The 19,843-nt window shown below is 46.4% G+C and carries 15 protein-coding genes and 1 other annotated feature; of the genes, 2 read left to right on the top strand and 13 right to left on the bottom strand.

Annotated elements, in window-relative coordinates; translation table 11 throughout:
• Positions 1 to 29: 29 nt before the first annotated feature.
• The 3 genes from AC58QM_RS15875 to AC58QM_RS15865 form a co-directional block, all read right to left on the bottom strand.
• Complete coding sequence (locus AC58QM_RS15875) at positions 30 to 2,690, bottom strand: valine--tRNA ligase (RefSeq protein WP_497285539.1); 2,661 nt, start codon at positions 2,688 to 2,690, stop codon at positions 30 to 32.
• A gap of 55 nt (positions 2,691 to 2,745) precedes the next feature.
• Positions 2,746 to 3,007 (bottom strand) — a binding site (T-box leader).
• A 189-nt stretch (positions 3,008 to 3,196) separates the two neighbouring features.
• Positions 3,197 to 4,273 carry a LysM peptidoglycan-binding domain-containing protein gene (locus tag AC58QM_RS15870; protein WP_497285537.1) on the bottom strand — a complete coding sequence of 359 codons (1,077 nt, stop codon included), beginning with the start codon at positions 4,271 to 4,273 and terminating at the stop codon, positions 3,197 to 3,199.
• Positions 4,274 to 4,390: 117 nt separating this feature from the next.
• Positions 4,391 to 5,278, bottom strand: coding sequence for an RluA family pseudouridine synthase (locus AC58QM_RS15865; RefSeq protein ID WP_497285535.1), 888 nt, complete (start codon positions 5,276 to 5,278; stop codon positions 4,391 to 4,393).
• Between the two features lie 265 nt (positions 5,279 to 5,543).
• Here AC58QM_RS15865 and AC58QM_RS15860 point away from each other — a divergent pair, with 265 nt between their 5' ends.
• Complete coding sequence (locus tag AC58QM_RS15860; RefSeq protein WP_497285534.1) at positions 5,544 to 7,040, top strand: phosphodiester glycosidase family protein; 1,497 nt, start codon at positions 5,544 to 5,546, stop codon at positions 7,038 to 7,040.
• 533 nt (positions 7,041 to 7,573) lie between these two features.
• On the opposite strand, the gene hemL is transcribed toward AC58QM_RS15860, so the two are convergent.
• Positions 7,574 to 8,872 (bottom strand): glutamate-1-semialdehyde 2,1-aminomutase, encoded by a 1,299-nt coding sequence (gene hemL, locus AC58QM_RS15855; RefSeq protein WP_497285532.1) that lies wholly within the window; start codon positions 8,870 to 8,872, stop codon positions 7,574 to 7,576.
• Positions 8,873 to 8,953: 81 nt separating this feature from the next.
• Between hemL and AC58QM_RS15850 the strand changes: the two genes are divergently transcribed.
• On the top strand, positions 8,954 to 9,613 hold the full coding sequence (locus AC58QM_RS15850; protein WP_497285530.1) for a Crp/Fnr family transcriptional regulator: 660 nt from the start codon (positions 8,954 to 8,956) through the stop codon (positions 9,611 to 9,613).
• A 5-nt stretch (positions 9,614 to 9,618) separates the two neighbouring features.
• Here the strand turns inward: AC58QM_RS15850 and hemG are convergent, their stop codons facing one another.
• The 9 genes from hemG to hemA all read right to left on the bottom strand — a co-directional run bounded on the left by hemG (position 9,619) and on the right by hemA (position 19,820).
• Positions 9,619 to 11,094, bottom strand: coding sequence for a protoporphyrinogen oxidase (hemG, locus tag AC58QM_RS15845; RefSeq protein ID WP_497285528.1), 1,476 nt, complete (start codon positions 11,092 to 11,094; stop codon positions 9,619 to 9,621).
• Positions 11,091 to 12,038, bottom strand: coding sequence for a ferrochelatase (hemH, locus tag AC58QM_RS15840; RefSeq protein ID WP_497285527.1), 948 nt, complete (start codon positions 12,036 to 12,038; stop codon positions 11,091 to 11,093). Before hemH ends, hemG begins: the two co-directional genes overlap by 4 nt.
• 1 nt (position 12,039) lies before the next feature.
• Positions 12,040 to 13,104: a uroporphyrinogen decarboxylase gene (gene hemE / locus AC58QM_RS15835; RefSeq protein WP_497285525.1), complete on the bottom strand. Its 1,065-nt coding sequence runs from the start codon at positions 13,102 to 13,104 to the stop codon at positions 12,040 to 12,042.
• Positions 13,105 to 13,263: 159 nt separating this feature from the next.
• Positions 13,264 to 14,256, bottom strand: a complete 993-nt coding sequence (hemB, locus tag AC58QM_RS15830) for a porphobilinogen synthase (RefSeq protein WP_497285523.1) — start codon at positions 14,254 to 14,256, stop codon at positions 13,264 to 13,266.
• Positions 14,253 to 15,797 carry a uroporphyrinogen-III C-methyltransferase gene (gene cobA, locus AC58QM_RS15825; protein WP_497285521.1) on the bottom strand — a complete coding sequence of 515 codons (1,545 nt, stop codon included), beginning with the start codon at positions 15,795 to 15,797 and terminating at the stop codon, positions 14,253 to 14,255. The genes hemB and cobA overlap by 4 nt, the downstream gene beginning before the upstream one ends.
• A gap of 5 nt (positions 15,798 to 15,802) precedes the next feature.
• The gene (gene hemC, locus AC58QM_RS15820) at positions 15,803 to 16,747 is read right to left on the bottom strand and encodes a hydroxymethylbilane synthase (RefSeq protein WP_497285519.1); all 945 of its coding nucleotides are present in this window, start codon (positions 16,745 to 16,747) and stop codon (positions 15,803 to 15,805) included.
• On the bottom strand, positions 16,744 to 17,505 hold the full coding sequence (locus AC58QM_RS15815; RefSeq protein ID WP_497285517.1) for a precorrin-2 dehydrogenase/sirohydrochlorin ferrochelatase family protein: 762 nt from the start codon (positions 17,503 to 17,505) through the stop codon (positions 16,744 to 16,746). Before AC58QM_RS15815 ends, hemC begins: the two co-directional genes overlap by 4 nt.
• Positions 17,496 to 18,326 carry a cytochrome C assembly family protein gene (locus AC58QM_RS15810; protein ID WP_497285515.1) on the bottom strand — a complete coding sequence of 277 codons (831 nt, stop codon included), beginning with the start codon at positions 18,324 to 18,326 and terminating at the stop codon, positions 17,496 to 17,498. Before AC58QM_RS15810 ends, AC58QM_RS15815 begins: the two co-directional genes overlap by 10 nt.
• A 90-nt stretch (positions 18,327 to 18,416) precedes the next feature.
• The gene (hemA, locus tag AC58QM_RS15805) at positions 18,417 to 19,820 is read right to left on the bottom strand and encodes a glutamyl-tRNA reductase (protein WP_497285513.1); all 1,404 of its coding nucleotides are present in this window, start codon (positions 19,818 to 19,820) and stop codon (positions 18,417 to 18,419) included.
• Between the last annotated feature and the right edge of the window lie 23 nt (positions 19,821 to 19,843).

Raw genomic sequence — 19,843 nt, 5'->3', positions numbered from 1 at the left:
AACATAGGCATTCGTATAATTTTCGTTCTTTATGACTTTAACTCCGCTAATCGAGCGATAACTTTATCCCGTTTATCGGCATAATCAGCAAGCTTGGCTTTCTCTTCTTCGATAACCTTCGCTGGTGCCTTAGCTACAAAGCCTTCATTGCCCAGCTTTTTCTCAATACGCTCAACCTCACCGTGTAGGGATTGCAGTTCTTTATCCAAACGTGCAAGCTCTTGTGTGATATCAATCAAACCTGCTAGAGGCAAATACAATTCGGCACCTGTAATAATGGCTGTCATTGCTTTGTCTGGCGCTGCCATAGTCAGATCAATTTCAAGCAGTGATGTGTTGCAGAAGCGCTTCAGGTATTCCTCATTTTTGCTAAGAATGTCCTGCGTCTCTGCACTAGCTGGCTTAATGAGAAGCTCTACTTTCTTACTCATCGGCACATTCACTTCTGCGCGGATATTACGTACGGAACGAATCGCTTCCATCAAAAGTTCCATCTCACGAATCGCATCAGGCGCTTCGAAGGCTGCGTTCTCTGTCGGCCAAGCCGCCAGCGTAATGGTATCGCCAACATGCGGCAGATGCTGCCAGATCTCTTCCGAGATGAACGGCATGAACGGATGAATCAAACGTTGCGTTTGATCTAGTACGTAAGCAAGAACGGATTGTGTCTGTTTCTTTGCCGCTGCATCCGTCCCATATAAGCTCAGTTTGCTGAACTCAATATACCAGTCACAGAGATCATCCCAGATGAAGTTATAGAGTAGACGTCCCGTTTCACCGAATTCGTAGCTGTCGATCAAACGCGTAACATCACGAACCGTCTCATTCAAACGATGCAATATCCAACGATCTGCGGTACCTAATTTACCCGTTAAATCAATATCTGCTGCAGTTACGCCTTCCAAATTCATCAGGGCGAATCGGGATGCGTTCCATATTTTATTGGCAAAATTACGAGCTTGCTCTACCCGCTCCCAGCGGAAGCGCAAATCTTGACCTGGCGTGGAGCTCGTAGAAATCATATAACGCATGGCATCTGCGCCGTATTTCTCGATCACTTCAAGCGGATCAACACCATTGCCAAGGGATTTGGACATTTTGCGGCCTTCGGAATCACGAACAAGACCATGCATCAGCACATCTTTGAACGGAATTTGACCCGTAAATTCAAGTCCTTGGAAAATCATACGAGCTACCCAGAAGTAAATGATATCGTACCCCGTAACGAGTACACTCGTCGGGTAGAAACGCTTCATATCTTCGGAATCATTTGGCCAGCCTAATGTGGAGAAAGGCCATAGCGCTGAGCTGAACCATGTGTCCAGAACATCGTTATCTTGGTTAAGATTCGCGCTTTGACAATGGGAGCACGCTGTCGCATCTTCGCGAGTTACAGTAACTTGACCGCAATCCGCACAGTGCCATGCAGGAATTCGGTGTCCCCACCATAGCTGACGGGAAATACACCAGTCGCGAACATTTTCAATCCAGTTCAGGTAAGTTTTCTCGAAGCGATCTGGTACAAAATTAACACCCTTGCCTGATTTTTGCGCTTCAATCGCTTGATCAGCAAGCGGCTGCATTTTAACGAACCATTGTGTCGATAGGTACGGCTCGATAACTGCACCACTACGCTCACTGTGTCCAACTTGGTGAACATGTTCTTCAATTTTGATTAGAACACCTTGTTCTTTCAAATCTGCCACGATGTTTTTACGACACTCGAAACGGTCTTGGCCTTGGTAAGGGCCTGCATTAGCGTTCATCGTTCCGGATTCATCCATAACGAGAATTTGTGGCAGGTTATGACGCTTTCCTACTTCGAAATCGTTTGGATCATGCGCAGGTGTAATTTTGACCGCGCCGCTGCCGAACTCTTTCTCAACATAGTCGTCTGCAATAATCGGAATCTCACGGTTCACAATCGGAAGCAGCAATGACTTGCCAATCAAATGCTTGTAACGCTCATCCTTCGGATGAACAGCAACCGCCGTATCACCCAGCATCGTCTCAGGTCGTGTCGTAGCAACTACAATGGAGCCTGAACCGTCTGTTGTTTCATATTTCAAATGGTAGAGTGCACCTTGAACTTCTTTATACTCTACTTCAATATCTGAAAGAGCCGTACGTGCCGCTGGATCCCAGTTAATGATATAGTTTCCGCGATAGATCAAACCTTTTTCGAACAAGCTTACGAAAACTTCACGAACCGCTTGCGAAAGCCCTTCGTCCAGTGTGAAGCGTTCCCGCGAATAATCAAGAGAAAAGCCCATTTTAGCCCATTGTTCACGAATCGTATCGGCATATAATTCTTTCCACTCCCAGACCTTCTCCAAGAATTTCTCACGCCCAAGATCATAGCGCGTTTGCCCTTGTTCGCGAAGCTTCTGCTCTACGCGGGTTTGTGTCGCAATACCTGCATGGTCAGAACCCGGCAGCCATAGCGTGTCAAAGCCCTGCATACGCTTCGTACGGATGAGAATATCTTGCAGTGTGAAATCTAGAGCATGCCCAATGTGCAGCATACCTGTTACGTTCGGAGGCGGTATTACAATCGTGTACGTTTCCGCATCAGGACGGTTGCCTGCTTTGAAAAATTCATTCTTGATCCAGTAGTCGTACCATTTACGTTCCGCTTCTTTCGGGTCATACGTGGTAGGCATTTCTGTTTGTAATTTCGTTTCGGTCATAAGAGTACCTCCATATCTGGCTAGTTGTTATAAACACAAAAAAACCTTTCGCCCCAAAAAGGACGAAAGGTATAGCTTCCGTGGTACCACCTTCATTTCATGATACTTGCCCCATTGGCAAATAACATGACACTTAAAACAGATAACGGCTGCGACCGGAAAATGCTAATGCAGGCGAGAAACGATTACTCGGCGATTGCACTCACATTTACTGCTCCAGGGCGACTTCGATCGGATGTATCCTGAGGAACCTCTCAGCGCTGCAGTTCCACTCTCTGAAGGGCGTTCCGACTACTACTCCCTATCTTTGCAATTCCATATGTTGGTTTGAAAATGATTTACACTATATGATAACGAATATTTGCTAAACAGTCAATATTTTCGAACCGGTGTAAACGTTTATTTTTTAGTATTGGTTAAAATTAGGCTCTATATACGTCTTAACAAACATAAAGAGCAGCCGGCTGCTATCAGCAGCCAGAGGCTCTTGCTTATGTATCGGTTATTTATTTGGGCAAATAAATAACTTGACCCACGACAATATCCTGATCGCTAAGACGATTCATCAATTGAAGCTCACGCGTTGTCAGTTGATAACGCTTCGCAATGGATTCTAACGTATCATCTTTCTGAACAATACAGAGTTTGAGCTTGCGGAACTCTTGCGACTCCGATCGGCTCTGCAGAAATAATCGTCTCCATTCTACCGGGTCTATCCGCGATTCCGCCTCAAGAGCCGCTTGCGCCTCTGCTTCCGCAATCCGCTTGTCGGAAAGATACGAGCCTGCCTTAGATAATAGCGATTTGATGCCATAAGGGTTAACCTCCACAGCGTCCGTTGCCTTCTTGCCAAAGGCAACTTTAAGCTCCTTTTTCTCCTCCGTTACAACGGTACTATCGGCATGCGGAGTTACTTTCAGCTCGATTTGTTCCACATCTACGCCAAACGTATCATCGCCATGAGAGGTAGGCTGTGATGAAATGACTGCTGGTTCAGGTGCAGCTGCAATCAACGTTGGTGCTGGCGTCGGTAATGGTGTAGGAAGGACAGGCGCAGGCGGTGGTTGGATCACTTGTTGAATCTGCGGTTCTTGGGCAACCGGTGCAGGTTCAGCTATGGGCATCGGTACATACGGCATAACGGGCTCGGAGCGCGGATACTCAATTTGATGAACAAAAGTAACCTCTTCTTCCTCCCGCCAGCTTTCCTGTGGCACAGAGACCATTTCTACTCCCTGCAAGGACAGAACGCCTGTTACATTCAAGCTGCGTGCCGATAATAGGTCGATATCAAAATTCTCGATCTCTACCTGAATATCCTCAACACGATGAATGCGATTCAAAGGCAGCGTAATTTCGACAGGAATCAAATGCTCAAGTGTGCGAGGGCTCCCGCCTTCTTCACTAAAGTAGTTACCTGTAAGTAGTAGATTCCCCTTTAAAATCGCTTGATCATCCAGCGTTAATACTTGAATATGCGGAAGTAATTCTACTTCATTCAATTCTTGTATGGCCGCCAAATTCTCCTGCAAATGCACACGTTCATAAATATCAAATCGTAACCCAGGTTGTTGTTCAGACACCGAATGAATCCTCCCTTCCGTTAACTCGAAACATGAATCAGCTCCGAATTGTTGGGTGATATACTTGATTGTCTCTAAAAGTATATGGGTCAAGGAGGCCAGGCATGACTACATTTTTCAATTCACGGACATCTGTTCCAATAATGACTTGAAATCTAGTGGATACGGCGCGTGACACACGATCTCATTTTGTGTAATCGGATGCTTAAATAGAAGTCTTTCTCCATGAAGCGCTTGTCGCTGGAATAAACGTGAAGAACCTCCATATAGAGTGTCACCTACTAGCGGGTGCCCTAAATGGCTGAGATGAACCCGAATTTGATGTGTTCTGCCCGTTTCCAACTCCACTTCAACGAGTGCTCCTGCTTTCATTTGTTGAAGGACACGATAATGCGTCAACGCCTGATCGCCATTAGGAGTGACTCTACGTTTCCCTGGCTGATGACGATCCTTGCCGATCGGTTCATCAATCCATCCTTCCTTCTCTTCGAAAATCCCCTGAGCTATCGCAGCATAGCGCCTATCAATCTGCTTTTCCCGCATAGCTTCATCCAATAGGACATGCGCCCACTCATTTTTGGCATAAAGTATAACGCCCGTCGTATCTTGATCTAGACGGTGTATATGACGAATACTACACGCTTGTCCAGTCGTCTCATAATAATAAGCTACGGCCGAAGCCAACGTTCCTCCTTGACCAACTTCCGCCGGATGAACTGACATCCCCGCTGGCTTATTAACGACTAAAGTGAACTCATCCTCAAATAAAACGTCTAATGCATAAGACTCAGGTTTAAATACTGCTTTTTCCTGAGGAAACGCCTTCAGCCGAATCTTATTATTTTCTATGCGAATAAGCCCCTGGGAGGCTAAGCGCAAAAAGTATCTGCGAGGCACCGGCAGATAGGCCGCTAATTCTTCAACAGCACCCGGTTTAAGCGGTTTCCACTGTTCATTAGGAAGTGGCAGCAGCATCCATTCTCCATCACGCGACCAATCGATCATGAACGTGTGCCTTTGCGAAATGATAGAAAGATTGCTAGCAGGATTAGTAGAAACACAAAGACTATCGCCATAAGGTCGATCGGAAAATCAAAAAAGTAATAACGCTTCATAATTAGAACGAGCTCCTTAAGAAAGAGGGATTATGTACACTTTATTTTAACAATTACCATTACCATTTGCATGCAAAAATATGATATTATTAATCTTGTATTGTTTTTTTTCGACATTTTCTATCAATTTATTAATAGAGCAGGAGAGGTTTACCTTGGGTAGTTCAATTGCAAATCATTTTCGAAATTATAGTTGGCTGAAGCGGACTTTACTTGTTATAGCAGCGTGTACATTTTTGAGTTCGACCTTTTTATTTTTAACCCCACCAGGGACTTACATTCGTGAGTATTTGGCCAAAACCGTGATTACAACCCAGCATCGTGACTGGGCTTGGATCTTTGTTGGCGCGCAACGTAGGGACCAAATGGTTCTTGAGATGCAAAATTTAACCGAAGTTAACTCCATCGAGAAACAAGATATTGAAGCTGTCCAATTTAATACGAATCGCCCTATCGAGAGTCTCGTCAAAGTGGAAGATATTTCAGGTACCCTGTGGAAGGGTAAGCGAATGTATGTATATGATCCACGTTCTATCCGTGTTGTCGTCCCTTCCAAAGTAGGTGAAGGTGAACGAATTACAGCCATGGTACAACGTACAGGTGCTGTTGCCGGAGTCAACGGTGGTGGCTTTAATGATCCTGACGGACTTGGAAACGGATTTGCCCCAATCGGTGCTATTATGTCCGGTGGTGAAATCCTTTATACCGACCAAGAGGGAAGCAACCCGCAACAAATTGTTGGTTTTACCAAAGAAGGTACGCTAATTATTGGAAAATATACGATTAATGCCTTATTAGAGCTTGGTGTCACGGAAGCTGTTTCCTTCTACCCGCGTGTTATCGCGAACGGTAAACCGCTAATCACAAGCGGTGATGGCGGATGGGGACGTGCACCGCGTACAGCTGTCGGACAAAAAGCAGACGGTACCGTTATCTTTATCGTTATTGATGGCCGTCAAACGTCAAGTGTTGGAGCTACACTGAAAGAAGTTCAAGATCTTTTCCTAGAAGACGATGTCATCAACGCTGGATTCCTTGATGGCGGAGCATCTTCTGAAATGGTTTATAATAATGCACTTATTACAAAACCATCTAGCCGTTATGGTGAGCGTCGCTTACCTTCAGCTTTCTTAGTATTCGATCATCCGGAGAAAGTCGAAGTGAAGAACATTTGGGCTGGATTGACATCGATTGATGCAGGCGGTGCTTCAACTCACCCTGAATTCTTGAAAGAACAAGCAGAACTGAAGGCGCAAGGTAAACTACCTACACCTACACCAAAAGCAACACCTACACCAAAACCAGAAAATTCGTCGGAACCTGGTAAAGTTGGCGGATCTACTTCTCCAGCGAATACGGAATCACCAAAACCGAGTGGGACAGATAAACCATCAACTGGTTCACCGACACCATCACCAAACCCTAATGCAACTGTAACACCTACACCTACACCAACTCCTGGCAACGGGAATACAAATACAGGCAGTCCTAAGCCGACTAATTCAGCAACACCATCGCCAACACCAAGTGCGACACCTAAGCCGTCCACTAATCCAGCAGGCGGTGGGACGCCGACTGGAACGGGTAACGGTGCACCGACTGCACCTAATACCCAATCAACAACAACTTCACCAACTGTTAAGCCGAATTAATTAAAGCAGTTAGCATCCGATTCTACGGAGGCTGACTGTTTTTTTTTTTGCAGGTGCATCCCTTTGCCGCGAGTAGTTACGGGCAACGGATCGTTCACAATTTAGGGTAGCCCCAGGGAAGGCTACGAACTACCATCGTCGGAGAGTTATGTCTGACGTGCACGCTTCGCGTGTGTGCATTTGGTTTTCGCACCCGTGCTCCGCGCATCCATGTCGAGGAGCACCACTTTTGTGCTAACTGGAAAATGTACAGTTATTTTTGAGAAATTGGCTCGAAAATTCGATTTAACTGTAAAATATGTAGGTAAAACTGCCTCATTCGTTCGGATCAGGCAAAGTGGATAAAATTAGCTGTAGGTTCTCCATTTATTCTTCGTTTGTTCAGAAAATCGCAAAATATAACAGTATTAAATCCATCTATTCGAGTGGAGCACAGGAGATAAGAGACTTGCGGTTCCACTTACCCAAAGATCACAAACAAAGAGGCAGCCCTCACGTAGAATACGCTACGGAGGGCTGCCTCTTCTTACTTTTTATAAGCGTTTCAAGGCTTCGCGATGAGCCTCTATCGTCGCTTCAATATCCGCATCCGAGTGCGCGGTTGATACAAACATCCCTTCAAACTGCGAAGGTGCTACGGATACACCCAGATCCAAGAGGTGACCGAAGTACGCATTGAATCGGCCAAGATCTGATGTTTTAGCGGAATCATAATTCGTCACTGACGTTTCTGTAAAGAACGGGCATACCATCGAACCAACGCGATTGATGGTGCTAGCGATACCGAACTCAGCCGCATTCGCAGTAAAGCCTGCTTCAAGTCTCGCTGACTTGCGCTCAAGCTCCTCATACACATTCGGCTCGCCTAGTAAGGATAGCGTTGCATAACCTGCCGCCATAGCCAAAGGGTTACCTGATAGCGTTCCCGCTTGGTAAATCGGACCCGCAGGCGCCATCTGTTCCATGATGTCTAAACGACCGCCGTAGGCACCTACAGGAAGCCCACCGCCGATTACTTTACCCAAACAAGTTAAATCCGGTGTTACACCATATAGCCCTTGCGCACAGTTCTTATGTACGCGGAAGCCGGTCATCACCTCATCGAAAATCAACAATGAGCCGTATTGCTTTGTTATGTCGCGAAGACCTTGTAAGAAGCCCGCCGCGGGAGGTACAACTCCCATATTGCCGGCAATAGGCTCAACAATTAGCGCAGCGATTTCTTCACCAAACTTTTCAAAAACAAGCTTCACAGAATCCAAATCATTATAAGGAACGGTGATTGTGTTAGAAGCCACGCTGCTTGGCACACCAGGACTGTCTGGTAATCCTAGCGTAGCAACGCCAGATCCAGCCTTGATCAGCAATGCATCAGCATGCCCGTGATAGCTGCCTTCGAATTTCACGATTTTATCGCGCTTCGTGAATCCACGTGCTAGTCGCAACGCACTCATGGTTGCTTCAGTCCCCGAATTAACCATACGAACCATATCGATCGAAGGTACACGTTCAATAACAAGCTTTGCCATCTCGGTTTCGAGCAATGTTGGTGCTCCAAAGCTTGTCCCTTTCATAGCTGTAGCCTGAATGGCCTCCAAAACCTTCGGATGCGCATGCCCAACAATGAGAGGTCCCCATGAACCTACGTAATCAATAAATGTATTCCCATCAATATCCGTTACTCGTGAGCCTGATCCGCTCTCCATGAATAAAGGTGTTAAGCCCACCGATTTAAAAGCACGAACTGGACTATTCACACCTCCTGGAATCAGCTTTCTAGATTCTTGAAATGCGGCTGCTGATCGTTTGTCGATTCTGCTCGAATTTCCCATTATTTAGCCCCCTATTACGTGATCTTGTGATAAAATGAGGTCATAACCTACCAATAACTACCTACAAAGGCGGTACAACTTATGCTAGAGCTTATCAAGAAAGTTCCTTTATTTACTCAGCTAAACGAACATCAATTGAACACCCTTGCCGAAATATGTACAAGACGTACTTATAAGACAGGTACAATATTATTTCAAGAAAAAGAAATCGGCTCTGTCTTCTATATGGTGCTTAGCGGTTCTGTTAAAATCTATACAACTAGCCAAACAGGCGAAGAGAAAATATTATCGATTTGCAAATCCGGTGAAAGCTTCGGCGAGTTGTCCCTAATCGATGGCAAACCACGGTCTGCCTCTGCTCAAACCTTAGAAGAATGCATACTGCTTACGATAACTGGCCAAAGCTTTCTGGAATTGCTACGTAATCATTTTGACATTAGCCTAGGTATCATGCAAGAGCTCAGTAGCCGACTGCGCGATACGAATCAACAAGTCTTTGATCTAACCTTCCTGGATGCAAGAACACGAGTAATCAAAACCCTAATAAAAATGGCCAATTCACACGGACTACGTAAAGGCACCACTGTCGTGATTAAACTTGTTCTGAACTATGACGAAATCTCTCAGTTAGCCGGTGTTCAGAAATCAACCCTCCTGCAAGTCATTCGCGATCTCGAGGAAAAGAAAATCCTGACCATCTCTGCTTCTGACTTCACCTTAGAGTTATCCAAGCTTCGTTAATTGCGCTAAAGGGCCTTTACAGCAGCAGTTGAAGCAGCATCTTGGCGCTCTGCAGCAAGAACCATCTCGGCTAGCTGATTTGCCACCTCTTTGCCTTGGCGTATGCAGTCGGGCAGACCGACACCATGAAAGCCTGCCCCCGTCACCAACACGCGCGGCATAGCTGTCAGAAGTGCTTTCCGGAACTCCGCGATCTCCTCCAAATGGTCAACAGGGTATTGCGGCATGGAATGCATCAACCTGGTCACTTCTGCGAATCCCGGTTCGGCCGTGATTCCAAGGAGATCTTTAATATCTTGTCGCGCTTTGCTAATTAATTGCTCATCGGACCATGCAGGCCATTCTTGTTCACCGGAACGACCGATATAACAACGCAGCAGCACCTTGCCTTCAGGGGCAGCATGCAGCCACTTCGCTGAGGTTAACGTACAGGCTGTAATCGTATAGCCCTCATGCTTAGGAACCAGGAAACCCGAGGCATCCAGCTCAAAGGGAATATCTTTACGATCAAACGACATAATCACATTGGCTACCGAGATATAATCAATCTTAGCTAGTTTGCTCGCAGCCGGGAGCTCCGAAAGCAGCTTCGCCGCCTGATAAGTTGGCGTCGTTACAATGACCCCGTGTACGACTTCACGCTGACCGTCCTCAAAGACAACCTCTGTTTGTCCATCCTCTATACGACGCACGGATACAACACCAACACCCGCACGTAAATCCACTGTACTTAACGCGTCTATTAAAGCATTCACAAGCGATTCCAGCCCTCGCTTGAACGTTACAAAGACCGAACTGCGAACAGCCGCAGGCAAATGCGCGCTTTCTTCGGTCACATTTTTGCGACTCGCCATCATTCCCAGAATCAAGCTGCGGTTTTTCAGCTCCATAGCCCTGAACTGCGGGAACGTAGACTTCAAGCTCAGCTTGTACGTATCCCCCGCATAAATCCCTGCAAGCAGCGGCTCCACAATGCGCTCTAGCACTTCTTTGCCTAGTCGGCGCTCAAGAAAATGCCCAAGCGATTCATCAGCTGCGCCATCCCGTTTCGGCAAGATCAAGTCCATTGCCGCGCGAAGCTTGCCTAGCGGTGAAATTAGACCCGTCTTCATAAAAGGAGTCATTTGCGTCGGAATGCCTAGAACTAAGCCTGGGGGCATGCGATGCAGCTTTCTCCCACGAACAATATAGGTTTTCTTGGCTTTCGGATTCGTGCCTGTCAATTCATGCTCTAAGCCAAGATCGTAGGCCAAATCAATCATGGGACGTTTACGTGCAAGGAAGGAATCCGGCCCCTTTTCAATGACGAATCCGTCACGCACAACAGTATGAATCTTCCCACCAAATGACGATGATTTCTCGACGACAGATATTCGAAAGGGGGCACCTTCCGTCTCTAACCGCTTTTTTAAATAAAAAGCAGCACTCAGCCCCGTAATACCCCCACCTATAATCATATAATGAGGCACTTGGTTGCTCATTTCGAACTCACTGCCTCTTGCCATTTCTTGTACACAACATCACTTAAGGTTTCCATATAGAGAGGATCGGTATTAAGCGATGCGGTCCGTTCCAAGTGTACACCCAGCTCTTTCGCGAGAGCTTGTGCTTCAATATCAATATCGTACAGTACCTCTAAATGGTCGGAAACAAATCCAATAGGACAAAGTAGAATCTTGTCCACGCCTTCTTCTTGCTTAATCGTGCGCATAACGTCCAAAATATCCGGACCTAACCAAGGCATTGCTGTCTGACCAGCACTTTGCCAGCCGAACTGCCAGTTCGTAAGCCCCACACGCTCAGCTAAGGCTTTGGAGGTAGCTAGCAATTGATCGGGATACGGGTCCTTCATCTCCAAAATTTTCTCAGGCAAGCTGTGAGCTGTAAAGATAACCCTCACTTGATTGCGTTCAGCTTCAGCAAATTTCCCCAAAGCGTCCTCTACCCGAGTCTGTAAAGCATCCAGTAGTTTCCCATGGAGGTGATAATCCAGAACGAAGGTCATCTGAAGACCTAACGCTTCCGCTTTATCCTTCGCACGCTTAACATAGCCACCGACACTCATCGTCGAATAGTGAGGCGCTAGTACGATCCCTACAGCCTCTGTGATGCCGTCTTTAACCATTTGCTCAACGCCGTCTTCTACGTAAGGCTGAGCATGCTTAAGGCCTTGGTAGCAGACGAATTCAAGCTCGGGATGCTCTTGACGCAGCGTAGCTTCAAGTCCTTTTACTTGTTTATTCGTATTTTCACGCAGCGGGAAGAAGCCACCCACAATGGCCTCATAGCGCGCTGTTAATTCATGTAATTGCTCAGGAGTCGGCGGATGACCACGTCTAATATGTGTATAATACGCTTCAACTTGATCTAAGCTTTCTGGCGTACCATACGACATGACTAATACGCCAATACGCGTTTTGCTCATGTTAAACACCACTCTTTCCTGCTTGCTGTGTTAAAACGGAATTAGAATAGGTATGAATAAACGTCGTTAATTCCTTCAATTTCTCGAGCGATGCTTCAGGGAATAGACCGTGCCCAAGGTTGAAAATAAACCCTGGCTGCTTCATACCATCATCCATAATCGCTTTCGCTTGCGCTTCGATCACAGACATTGGCGCTGTTAGAATATAAGGGTCTAGATTGCCTTGCACGGCATATCGGTTCTGAAGTCGTTCGCGACCCACCGATATCGGTACCCGCCAATCCAGACCAATCACATCAGCTTGAATTGTCGTCAGATACGGAAGTAATTCACCCGAGCTAACGCCTGGGAAATAAATTTTCGGCTCTTTCAAATCGGACAACTCTTTGAAGATGCGCATCATTGTAGGCCGTACATAGACGTCGAAATCGGCTGGAGAGAGTGCACCCACCCAGCTGTCGAATACTTGAACTGCCTTGGCCCCATTGGCGATATGCGCACGGAGATACGTGATAACCATATCACCAAGCTTATCCATTAACGCGAACCAGACTGTTGGCTCGGAATACATCATTTGCTTCGTGCGGATATAGCTCTTGGAAGGTCTACCTTCGATCAAATAGCTAGCAATCGTAAACGGAGCTCCTGCAAAGGAAATTAGCGGAACTTCTAATTCTTTATCTAGAATACGAATCGTTTGAAGGATATGGGACAAGTCCTTCTCCACATCAATCGGACGAAGTCGTTCAACGTCTTGTGCGGTACGAACCGGTGTATGAATCACGGGACCGATATCTTTGACAATATCAAAATCAACACCAAGCGAAGCTACGGGATTCATGATATCCGAGTACAAAATAGCGGCATCAACGCCAAGCTTTTTGATCGGCATCATCGTCACTTCAGCAGCTAGTTCTGGTTGTTGACAAATTTCGAGCAAAGAGTACTTTTCCTTGATTTTACGGTAGTCAGGATCGTAGCGACCTGCTTGACGCATATACCATACGGGCAGCGTATCAACCTGTTCTTTCCGGCATGCTTTAATAAAATTATCGTTATAACTCATGAGGCACCTTCCTCTTGTTTCCATCTATTCTCATCCATTATGCCCTAATTATACCCCTCTCACAACCAAGGTAAGCTTACCTATTGCGACAAAAGTATGACAAAAAGAACCACCCGAACTCTGTGATAGTACACAGAGAACAAATGGTTCATATACGCCTTACTTTTGCAAGTAGCGAGCGATATCTTTGGCGAAATATGTCAAGATAATATCGGCTCCCGCACGTTTGAAGCTTGTCATCGTTTCCATGACAATCGCTTCTTCATTCACCCAGCCTTGCTGAGCTGCAGCTTTGACCATTGCGTACTCCGCACTCACATTGTAAGCGACAACAGGCAGATCAAAGTTATCCTTCAGCATGCGGATAATATCCATATAAGCGAGTGCCGGCTTTACCATAAGGAAATCAGCGCCTTCTGCCACATCGCTTGCCGCCTCACGCATCGCTTCACGGCTGTTCGCCGGATCCATCTGATACGTTTTCCGATCACCGAATTGCGGTGTAGAATGCGCAGCATCACGGAAAGGTCCATAATAGGCAGATGCATATTTAACCGAATAAGCCATGATTGGCGTGCTTTCGTAACCCGCTTCATCTAAACCAGCGCGAATAGCTTGCACATAGCCGTCCATCATATTGGATGGTGCGATAATATCAGCGCCTGCTTTCGCCTGTGACACGGCTGTACGAACGAGCAGTTCCAGAGATGGATCGTTCGCGACATCCGCTTGTCCTGTAATCGGGTGGTGATGAATGACTCCGCAGTGCCCCGTATCCGTAAACTGACATAAGCAAGTATCTGCGATAATCAACAAATTGGGGTTAAGCTCTTTGATATAACGGGTAGCTTGCTGCACGATTCCGTCATCCATAAATGCGGATGTGCCAGTAGCATCTTTATAATCAGGTACGCCGAATAAAAGAATGGCTTGAATGCCCAATTGCGTGATTTCATCAATTTCTTCTTTCACGCGATCTAGTGAGAAATGATACACTCCAGGCATCGAGGCAATCTCTGATTTGACATTTGTACCATGCGTAACAAATATCGGTTGAACAACATCATTGACCGTTACCTGATTCTCACGAACCAGATTACGAATGGCTGCATTTCCGCGTAAGCGGCGGTTACGAACTATTGGAAAACTCATGATGGGTTTCCGCCTCCTTGAATCATGCTTTGTACCAAAGAAGCGACGGTCGCTTCTTCAGCCGTATATGTGATAGACAGACCCGCCTCAATGGCGGTTTCTGCCGTTTTGGGACCTATAACTGCAATTTCCACGCCTTGCAAGAGCGATAACGGATCTTCCATACCGAGTTGCTTCAACGCTTCAAGTAAATTTGTGACGGTAGATGAGCTAGTAAAAGTTATGATATGAATGCTTTGATTTTGCAGCAAATGAATAATCTCTTCGCCATCATCAGTGGTCAGTACGTTCTCGTACACATCCACTTCTGTGACTTCAAGCCCTAGCGCTGTTAGTTTGGAAGGTAAGTAATCACGTGCGAGGTCGGCAGTTGGCAGCAATACCTTCTGACCAGCGTTCAAATCCCCTTGAATGGCATCTAAGATACCTTCCCCTTGAAACTTAGAGGGTAAGACGTCTGCCATGATACCACGCTCTGCGAGCGCTTCAGCGGTCTTAGGACCCACAGCCGCAATACGGGCATTCCCCATTCTACGAACGTCGATGCGAAGTTCTCGCATTCTACGGAAGAAGAATTCAACACCATTCACACTTGTTAATACAATCCAATCAAAATCGGACAGTCTCGCTAAAGCTTGATCCAGTGCTTGCTGTGCTTCTGGACGACTTGGCGGCTGTAATCGAATCACAGGGAACTCGACAGGTTCTCCACCCAAATCATCAATGAGATCTACGAGCTCACTTGCTTGGCTGCGCGCTCTTGTAACGAGCACTCGTTTACCAAACAGCGGTTTCTTCTCCATCCAAGCCAATTTCTCACGAAGCTTTACGACTTCGCCTACAATGATGACGGCTGGAGATTTGAAGTTTGCTTCTCTCACTTTTTCTGTGATATCTGCAAGTGTGCCTGTAATCGTCGCTTGATCCGCCCATGTTCCCCATCTCACTAGCGCAACTGGCATTTCAGGCGGTTTCCCACAGCGAATCAATTCACGGCATATTTGCTCCAGATTCGCAACACCCATCAGGAATACCATCGTACCAATCGCTTTGGCGAGATGCTCCCAATTCAGGCTGGAGTAGGTTTTGTTCGGGTACTCATGGCCGGTTACAATCGCAACAGACGAAGTGAAATCGCGATGAGTAACAGGAATGCCCGCATAAGCTGGAACGGCAATAGAGGATGTGATGCCTGGGATAATATCATAGGTAATCCCATTATCAACCAGAAGCTCCGCTTCTTCCCCCACGCGACCAAATACACTTGGATCTCCACCCTTAAGGCGTGTAACTATTTTCCCTTGTAAGGCTAGATCCACAAGCAACTGATTGATTTCTTCTTGCTTTAATATATGTTTATCTGGCAGCTTGCCAACAAAGATGAGTTCTGCTTCCGGTCTACGATGCTTCAATAAGCGTGGATTTGCCAGTCGGTCATATACGATGACATCAGCTCTTTGGATCGCTTCCATCCCACGTACCGAGATGAGCTTAGGGTCGCCAGGACCCGCTCCAACAAGAAAAACTCTTCCTTTGTTCATAGCAATCACTCCCTCACCTCAGCTAGAATCTTTTCAGCTCCTTGTGCGATGAGCATATCCGCAACGAGTGAACCCAAGGCTTCCGGATCGTTCCCGGAAGCCGTTTCCTTGAGCATGGTCACGCCATCCGGCGTCCCGACCATGCCTGTCAGGGTCAGCAGCGGCGCATCCCCGCTGCCTGTCTCGTTCACGCTCGCGTAAGCGCCGAGCGGCACCTGGCAGCCTCCATTGAGTCTGCCAAGGAAAGCCCGCTCCGCCCGCACCGCGAGCGCCGTTGGCTCATGCTGGAACTTGCCCAGCAAGTCCAGCACGAAAGCGTCGTTGCCGCGGCACTCGATGCACAGCGCTCCCTGCCCTACGGCAGGGAGGCATACCTCGGGCGGCAAGTAGCTGGAGATGCGATCTTGCCAGCCGATCCGGTGCAGACCGGCGGCGGCAAGCATAATCGCATCGAAGTTCTCTTCTTCGAGCTTGCGCAGCCTCGAATCAATGTTACCCCGGATCGACTCGATCCGGAGATCCGGGCGGTAGTGCTGCAGCTGGCTCGCACGGCGCAGCGAGCTTGTGCCGACAAGCGCGCCTTGCGGCAGCTCGTCGAGCGATCCAGCCTCGCGCGTGATCAGCGCATCGCGCGGATCTTCACGCTTAGGAATCGCGCCTACAATGAGGCCTTCCGGCAACTCGAAGGGCATGTCCTTCATGCTGTGAACAGCGATATCGATCTCGCCATCTGTTAGTGCCTGTTCAATTTCCTTTACGAACAGGCCCTTGCCTCCGACTTTGGATAGCGTGACATCCAGAATACGATCGCCCTTCGTTACAATTTTCTTAATTTCAAATTGACATTCGATGCCATGCTCTTTTGCCAGCTGTTTCAAAAGCTCTACGGCTTGTCCTGTTTGAGTCAGTGCCAAGGCACTCTGTCTTGTTCCTACAATAATCGTTTTCATTCGTCTCCGCCTCCTATACGTTGCTGCCCAATCTCATTGATGAAAGACCAAGAAGGCAGTTCACTCTCTCCCTGCACTTGCGTTTGCATCCAAACGGTATTATGTAATGCTATTGTAAACTGCTGTTTCCAGGCTTCAAACGTCCCTTCACGGATATAACGCATGAGATCCCAAGCCAGCATTTCTTTAAATAATCGTTGTCTTGCTTCTTTATCTTTCACGTGATTCTGAATCAACAGACGCGTATCGGTGAGGAAACCCAAATAGATTTCATACTCATTCCCATAGGCATTGTCGAGTTCTTTGGCAATTTTACGAGCTGCTGAAGGACTTGCTCCTCCTGTAGACACCGTAATGACCAACTTACCTCGACGAACAACGGAGGGTAAAATAAAGGAACTAAGCTCTGGTTGATCCACTATATTGACTAGGCTCCCAGATCCATTCGCATCTAGTGCGATCTGCCTATTCACTTGTGCATCATTCGTTGCCGCGATGACTAAGACATAACGTGCCTCGCCATAAGTTGTCCATATCGATGGATCATAGGGTTGCCTTTTTACAATCACATTTGGTTGAAGCGCAAGAGCTAGAATACCGGCGGTGAAAGTTGGACTGACTAGGGTCACTTCTGCTCCAGCTTGCAGCAATGAGCGCAGCTTCCGTTCGGCAATCGGCCCACCTCCGACGATCAGACACTTGCTTCCCACTAAATTCATCATAATCGGATAAGGATGCTGCCAACTAGTTAACTCCATATCCACCCATGAAAATCAGAGACAAGGTTCGATACAACGAAATTCAACACAACGATACAGAAAGCAGCCAAATTCCAAACCGCTAGCTTGTTACCCGAAATCCGCATGGATTTATGTTGAAATAAATAAAAGGTATAGGCGGCCAATACGAAGAAGGAATTGATTACTTTAGGATCATAGAGAAGATTTTGATTACCTTCGAGCACGACCCACACCACGCCAAGACTCAAAGCCATCAGGAGCAGCGGCCCTCCAATAATGACCGATAAATACGTGTAATGCTCAATTTTCTCCAGTGACGGCAGCCTCATGACAGCCTGAGAGAAATTTTTGCTCTTTAACCTTGCATGTAAGAATATGTACATCCCTGAAAAAATAGCGGCAATCGAAAATGCGGCATAACTGCCAATGGCTAATGAAATATGAATGAATAATAGCTCATCATTGATGTCCCAATTGGATTTAATCGGCATAACATTTGGATTTCCAAAGATATTCAGTGCCAGAATTGCAAAACCAAGTACATTTACAAAGAACACGAACAATTCAATTCGGAAAAAGCGGTTAATTATGAGTGATATCGTGACTAGAAGCCATGAAAACATGAACAACACATCTGACCGAACGAAAGCCCATTCCGTTAGATGACCATATAAACTAATAGCAAAGTAAGCGGTTTGCAAAACCCATACAAACAAAAGCAGCCCCGTCCCCATCCGTTTCGCGCTCCGGCTCGCATTCGCGAAATCCGAAAAGTAAAACAGTAGGCTCAGGGCATACATATAAATCATCGCATCAAACAACCAGCTGCTTGTAACCATGGCACCTCTCCTAGGCGGTTAGCGCCTTTTAATTGAGATAAACGACTTCTAATTCGCCCCTTAGGGCAAGTTCGTTTACGATCTTATATATCAAGATGGGGCTAGAATATCCGCATTCTGTAAACCACGAACGGACAGTTTCTCGTCCATTGTTTGTTTATTTTCCACTTTGTTAAATCCGGACTCTAGCTCTTGTGCTATTTGATCTGCCTGTTCTTGTTGTTTTAGCGTATCTTCTAATGCAAAAAGCTTGGTGAAAATTTCGAGGGCATCATCGCCATGACGCTCGCCAGCCATTTCTTTGATCCGCAGAATCGGATCGCGCAATACTTGATTCACAATACTTTTGGTTAATTTACGAATCACCTTAATTTCACGTTCATCCAGATCTGTCAGCTTGTTCAGCATATTCTCCATGGTTTCTTCGTGAATTTGGTTCGCTTTCGTTTGTAGCGCACTAATCAATGGGCTTACGCCAAGTGTCTTCGTCCATTGGTCAAAGGCAGCAATTTCTGAATTGATCATAACCTCAATCTTAGCCGCTTCTTTCTTGCGCTCCTGCAAATGTTTATCCACAATATGTTCCAAATCATCAATATCATAAAGGAACACGTTCGGCAAGCCACTAATCTCAGGATCCAGATCCCGCGGTACAGCAATATCCATCATAAAGAGAGGCCGGGATTTTCTTTTTTGTACATAAGTCTGAATATCTTTCTTCGTCAAAACATAGCCTGGCGCACCCGTTGAGCTAATGATAATATCTACTTCGGGTAAATATTTGGGCATTTCCTCTAATGTGCTGGCCACACCGTTGAATTTGCCCGCTAAATCCATAGCTCTCTCCAACGTACGATTCACAACGATAACCTTGTTGGCCCCATTCGCATAGAGATGCTTCACGGTCAACTCACTCATCTTACCTGCACCAATGATCATAATCGTCTTGTTCACATAGCTTCCAAATATCCGTTTACCGAGTTCTACGGCTGCATAGCTGATCGAGACAGGGTTATTACTGATCCCCGTTTCTGAATGTGCTTTCTTAGCAAGTGTGATTGCTTGTTTAAACAGCGTATTGAAATAAGACCCTGTTGCTTTCAATTGTTGAGATGCTAAAAAAGCATCCCTCACTTGACCGAGAATCTGAGTTTCCCCAATGACCATCGAATCAAGCCCCGTTGTTACACGGAACAAATGCTCATTTGCTTCGTCATTCTCATACGTATATAAATGCTTCTGGAATTCATCCTTCTTCACATGGAACCAACGCTCAAGGAAATGCGTCAAGTAATGACTGCACAATTGAGGTCGATCCACGACGGCATAAATTTCGGTGCGATTGCAGGTGGCAACAATAACACATTCTAGAATACTTTTCGTCTCTTTCAATTCAGCGATTGCCCTGGGTAAATCTTGATCTGAGAACGCAAACTTTTCACGAATTTCTACCGGGGCTGTCCGATAATTCAAACCAACTGCGATAATATGCAACGTTACCACCTGCCTTTCGTTTT

The sequence above is a fragment of the Paenibacillus sp. J22P165 genome, assembly GCF_059692015.1.
Note: the sequence above shows the minus strand (reverse complement) of the source record. Positions and strands in the feature narration are given on the sequence as shown.

Bases quoted from the DNA above. Each gene is read 5' to 3' on its own strand.
- AC58QM_RS15875 (WP_497285539.1), bottom strand. From the start codon at position 2,690: ATGACCGAAACGAAATTACAAACAGAAATGCCTACCACGTATGACCCG.
- hemL (WP_497285532.1), bottom strand. From the start codon at position 8,872: ATGGGAAATTCGAGCAGAATCGACAAACGATCAGCAGCCGCATTTCAA.
- AC58QM_RS15865 (WP_497285535.1), bottom strand. From the start codon at position 5,278: ATGATCGATTGGTCGCGTGATGGAGAATGGATGCTGCTGCCACTTCCT.
- hemB (WP_497285523.1), bottom strand. From the start codon at position 14,256: ATGAGTTTTCCAATAGTTCGTAACCGCCGCTTACGCGGAAATGCAGCC.
- hemH (WP_497285527.1), bottom strand. From the start codon at position 12,038: ATGAGCAAAACGCGTATTGGCGTATTAGTCATGTCGTATGGTACGCCA.
- hemC (WP_497285519.1), bottom strand. From the start codon at position 16,747: ATGAAAACGATTATTGTAGGAACAAGACAGAGTGCCTTGGCACTGACT.
- AC58QM_RS15850 (WP_497285530.1), top strand. From the start codon at position 8,954: ATGCTAGAGCTTATCAAGAAAGTTCCTTTATTTACTCAGCTAAACGAA.
- AC58QM_RS15815 (WP_497285517.1), bottom strand. From the start codon at position 17,505: ATGGAGTTAACTAGTTGGCAGCATCCTTATCCGATTATGATGAATTTA.
- cobA (WP_497285521.1), bottom strand. From the start codon at position 15,797: ATGAACAAAGGAAGAGTTTTTCTTGTTGGAGCGGGTCCTGGCGACCCT.
- hemG (WP_497285528.1), bottom strand. From the start codon at position 11,094: ATGAGCAACCAAGTGCCTCATTATATGATTATAGGTGGGGGTATTACG.
- AC58QM_RS15810 (WP_497285515.1), bottom strand. From the start codon at position 18,326: ATGGTTACAAGCAGCTGGTTGTTTGATGCGATGATTTATATGTATGCC.
- hemE (WP_497285525.1), bottom strand. From the start codon at position 13,104: ATGAGTTATAACGATAATTTTATTAAAGCATGCCGGAAAGAACAGGTT.